The organism is Lutibacter sp. (assembly GCF_021647475.1).
Classification (GTDB): domain Bacteria; phylum Bacteroidota; class Bacteroidia; order Flavobacteriales; family Flavobacteriaceae; genus Lutibacter.
This window is the reverse complement of record NZ_JAKIUR010000098.1, coordinates 1-3,933: the sequence shown is the minus strand read 5'-3', so window position 1 is coordinate 3,933 and position 3,933 is coordinate 1. Positions and strand designations below refer to the sequence as shown.

Sequence of the window (3,933 nt, the reverse complement as noted above, 5' to 3'; positions counted from 1 at the left end):
ACTTGATGTCATTGATGTAAATTATTGATTATCAGTATAATATACAAATAATTAATAACTTTGACAACTATAAATCAACTGATTATCTAGCTTTTATCAAAGAAAAAGTGTGAGTTTGCCCTGGTTTTTTACCAAAAAAGAAGTTTTTTTCGACTTAGTTTTCGTATCTTTGAAAGTCTTTTTTTAATTTTTAAAATGAGTAAAAAAAAACTAAATAATTTTGAAGATTTAGGTGGATTTGTGTTTTCAACAAATGACAATTTTGAGTATGAAAATAATGAAGAAATAGAAACATTATCACCCAAAAATCAACAATTAGAAGCTCATTTTTCAAATAAAGGGAGAGCTGGTAAAACAGTTACCGTAATTAAAGGTTTTATTGGTAGTGAACAAGATTTAAAAGTTCTTGGAAAACTATTAAAAACCAAATGTGGAGTTGGTGGAAGTGTAAAAGATAATGAAATAATTATACAAGGAAATTATAGAAATAAAATAATAGAAATCCTTACCAAAAAAGGATATAATGTAAAACGCATAGGCGGCTAATTATGAATAAAATAAAATCATCAGAATTAATTCTGAACCCAGACGGAAGTGTATATCACTTAAATTTAAAACCAGAACATCTTGCAAAAAATATCATTTTTGTAGGCGATCAAAATAGAGTTCCAAAAATTGCAAAACACTTTGACACAATAGAATTTGAAACTCAAAAAAGAGAATTCAAAACCATAACAGGAACCTACAAAGGAACAAGAATAACCGTATTATCAACCGGTATTGGACCTGATAATATTGATATTGTTATGAATGAATTAGATGCTTTAGTTAATATCGATTTAAAAACTAGAACTATCAAAAAAGAATTGACAAAACTAAATATTGTTCGTATTGGAACTTCAGGTTCTTTACAAGATTATATTCCTGTTGATAGTTTTGTATTAGCAAAATTTGGACTAGGTTTAGATGGAGTTTTACATTCTTATGTTTGTGAAGATATTTTAGATGCCAAATTTGAAGATGCTTTTATAAAACATACCAATTGGAGTCCAAGAAAAGCTAGACCTTATATTGTAGCAAACAGTAGTGAATTAGAAGCTAAATTAGAAAGTGATATTATTTTTAAAGGAGTTACAGCTACAGCAGTTGGTTTTTACGGTCCACAAGGTCGAGTATTGAGATTACCAATTCAAGATCCTGAACTAAATCATAAAATTGATAACTTTGAATTTAATGGTGTAAAAATTACTAATTTAGAAATGGAAACCTCTGTTATCTACGGATTATCAAAATTATTAGGACATAATGCTTGTTCAATGAACTGTATTATTGCCAATCGTGCTAATGGAACCTTTAGTGAAAACCCAAAAGCATCTGTAGAAAAATTAATAAAATATACTTTAGATAAATTGGTTTCATAAAATATTTCTAAAATATTTTCGTTATCTTTAAAAAATAAACAGATTTCAAATGAAAAATTATATTTTTAATTTCTTAAAAGTAGTACTAGTTTTAGTATTGTTAAGTTCTTGTAAATCAACCAAAAAAGGTTGTGGTTTAACTAGTGATGCAAGCCAAATTCAGCAAACTACACCATTGCAAACTAACACTATTGTTGCAACTTTAGATTAGTTAAAAATATATAAAATATAAAATCCGCCAATTGGCGGATTTTTTTTTCAATTAAATTTAAGTACGTACCTTTGCAATTCTTATAAAAACATAGAAAATGAATAACGGATTATACGCAAAATTTAACACCTCAAAAGGGAAAATTTTAGTAAACTTAGAGTTTGAAAGAACACCCGGAACAGTTGGTAATTTTGTTGCCTTGGCAGAAGGTAATTTAGAAAATACAGCAAAACCACAAGGAACACCTTATTATGACGGATTAAAATTCCACAGAGTAATTCCTAATTTTATGGTTCAAGGTGGATGCCCTCTTGGTACCGGAACTGGTTCACCAGGATATAGTTTTGAAGATGAATTTCACCCGGATTTAAAACATAGCGAACCAGGAGTTTTATCTATGGCAAATTCTGGCCCAGCATCAAACGGTAGTCAATTTTTTATTACTCACGTTGCAACTCCTTGGTTAGATAATAAACATACTATTTTTGGAAATGTAATTGAAGGTCAAGATGTTGTAAATGCAATTGCCCAAGGTGATTTAATTAATACTGTTGAAATTATTAGAGTCGGTGAAGCTGCTGAAAATTTTAATGCAGTAGAGGCATTTAGAACTTTTGAAGGTGCTAAAGAAAAAAGAGAAGAAGCTGGTAAAAAAGAACAACAAGAAGCTTTAAACAAATTATCTGAAGGTTATAATGAAACTAAAAGTGGTTTGCGTTATAAAATTATTAAAGAAGGCAATGGAAAACAAGCTACAAAAGGAAGTACCGTTTCTGTACATTATAAAGGTCAATTAGATAACGGTCAAGTTTTTGATTCATCTTATACCCGTAAACAACCTATTGATTTTACTCTTGGTGTTGGACAAGTAATCAAAGGTTGGGATGAAGGAATCCAATTATTAAAAGTTGGTGATAAAGCACGTTTTGTAATTCCATCAAACTTAGCTTACGGAAGTCAAGGTGCTGGTGGAGTAATTCCACCAGATGCTATTTTAATTTTCGATGTAGAATTAATGGATGTAAAATAATATCGTAACCTGTTGCACATTATGATAAAATTTCGTCAATACGAGTGAATTTTAGCCTTTTTAGGCTTAAAATTAGTATCGAGAATTACTCGAAACTGACATTCATTTGTGTTAACTAAATTAAAATGCACAACAGTTTATCGTAACAAATACATTTTAAAATCGTCTAAATGTTAATCGTTTAGACGTTTTTTTTTATTTTTACGTATTACATTCAAAGTCTTATGAAATTAAAATTCTTTCTCTCAATTTTTGCTATTCTTTTAATAATCAGTTGTAAAGATGCAAAAAATAGTAATGATTTTATCAAAGCAACAACTGGTCGTTATTTGTACAATTCTGATGAATTAATCGAAGTTTATTTTAAAGAAAATATTTTATTTTTAAAATGGCGTGGAGCAACTGCAATTAAACCACTTAAAGTAAATGATACCACCTTTTTTGTAAAAGAAATGAATGAAAAAATTCAGTTTTTAAAAAATCCTGCTAACAAAAAAGAATACATAGTTTTAGTCCCAAAAGAAAAAGGAAAAAAAATAATTTTCAATTATAGAAAGCTATCCAATTCAGAAAAAATACCTAGTGAATATTTAAAAAAAGACGAATATAATAAAGCACTTCAAGCCTATTTAACTATTCAAAAAAAGGATTCATTAGACAGTGCTATTACGGAAAATAATTTCAATTCCTTCGGATACAAAGAATTACGTAAAAAAAACTTTAAAAAAGCAATTCAACTTTTTAGCATCAATATTGCTTTATATCCAAACAGTTCTAATGTTTATGATAGTTTGGCTGAGGCTTATATGAAGAAAGGTGATACAGCACAAGCTATTATAAATTATAAAAAATCTTTAGCTTTAGATTCAGGGAACAAAAGAGCTAAAAGAACTATTAAACGATTGACAAAGTAAAAATAGCCTAAATATATTATACTCTTAACTCGTTGTGCATTCTGATAAAATTTCGTCAATTCCTTTAGATTAGCAAACTGATAAAAACATCTAAATTTGTTAAAAGAAAAAGAATGGGGTGAACTAGGTCAGTTCGTAGTTTTTGATAACTAACACTCGTATTAGTCCCCATTCTTTTATAATCCGGTTACAAGGACCAAATAGAATTTAAGATCCGATGGATGTCGGTATACCTTATAAAGGTTTTAGTCAACGTAACCATTTTAATAAACTTAAATACAAAGTTATGAGAATTAAACAAACAATTGGTATTGACATCAGTAAATTAACATTTGATGTTCGTATACACAGTAATCA

The 3,933-nt window shown here is 28.5% G+C and carries 5 protein-coding genes; all 5 read left to right on the top strand.

Annotation, left to right across the window (positions count from 1 at the left end; all coding sequences use genetic code 11):
• Positions 1–195 precede the first annotated feature (195 nt).
• The 5 genes from L3J60_RS13370 (at position 196) to L3J60_RS13350 (ending at position 3,576) form a co-directional block, all read left to right on the top strand.
• Positions 196–546 (top strand): translation initiation factor, encoded by a 351-nt coding sequence (locus L3J60_RS13370; RefSeq protein ID WP_291976068.1) that lies wholly within the window; start codon positions 196–198, stop codon positions 544–546.
• A gap of 2 nt (positions 547–548) precedes the next feature.
• Complete coding sequence (locus L3J60_RS13365) at positions 549–1,421, top strand: nucleoside phosphorylase (RefSeq protein ID WP_291976067.1); 873 nt, start codon at positions 549–551, stop codon at positions 1,419–1,421.
• Positions 1,422–1,470: 49 nt separating this feature from the next.
• Positions 1,471–1,632 carry a hypothetical protein gene (locus tag L3J60_RS13360; RefSeq protein ID WP_291976066.1) on the top strand — a complete coding sequence of 54 codons (162 nt, stop codon included), beginning with the start codon at positions 1,471–1,473 and terminating at the stop codon, positions 1,630–1,632.
• A 97-nt stretch (positions 1,633–1,729) separates the two neighbouring features.
• Positions 1,730–2,662: a peptidylprolyl isomerase gene (locus L3J60_RS13355; RefSeq protein WP_291976065.1), complete on the top strand. Its 933-nt coding sequence runs from the start codon at positions 1,730–1,732 to the stop codon at positions 2,660–2,662.
• 224 nt (positions 2,663–2,886) lie between these two features.
• Entirely contained in the window at positions 2,887–3,576 is a 690-nt protein-coding gene (locus tag L3J60_RS13350; RefSeq protein ID WP_291976064.1) for a hypothetical protein, read from the top strand.
• The last annotated feature ends 357 nt before the right edge of the window (positions 3,577–3,933 follow it).

Coding starts and splice junctions, on each gene's coding strand:
- L3J60_RS13365 (WP_291976067.1), top strand. CDS start 549: ATGAATAAAATAAAATCATCAGAATTAATTCTGAACCCAGACGGAAGT.
- L3J60_RS13350 (WP_291976064.1), top strand. CDS start 2,887: ATGAAATTAAAATTCTTTCTCTCAATTTTTGCTATTCTTTTAATAATC.
- L3J60_RS13360 (WP_291976066.1), top strand. CDS start 1,471: ATGAAAAATTATATTTTTAATTTCTTAAAAGTAGTACTAGTTTTAGTA.
- L3J60_RS13355 (WP_291976065.1), top strand. CDS start 1,730: ATGAATAACGGATTATACGCAAAATTTAACACCTCAAAAGGGAAAATT.
- L3J60_RS13370 (WP_291976068.1), top strand. CDS start 196: ATGAGTAAAAAAAAACTAAATAATTTTGAAGATTTAGGTGGATTTGTG.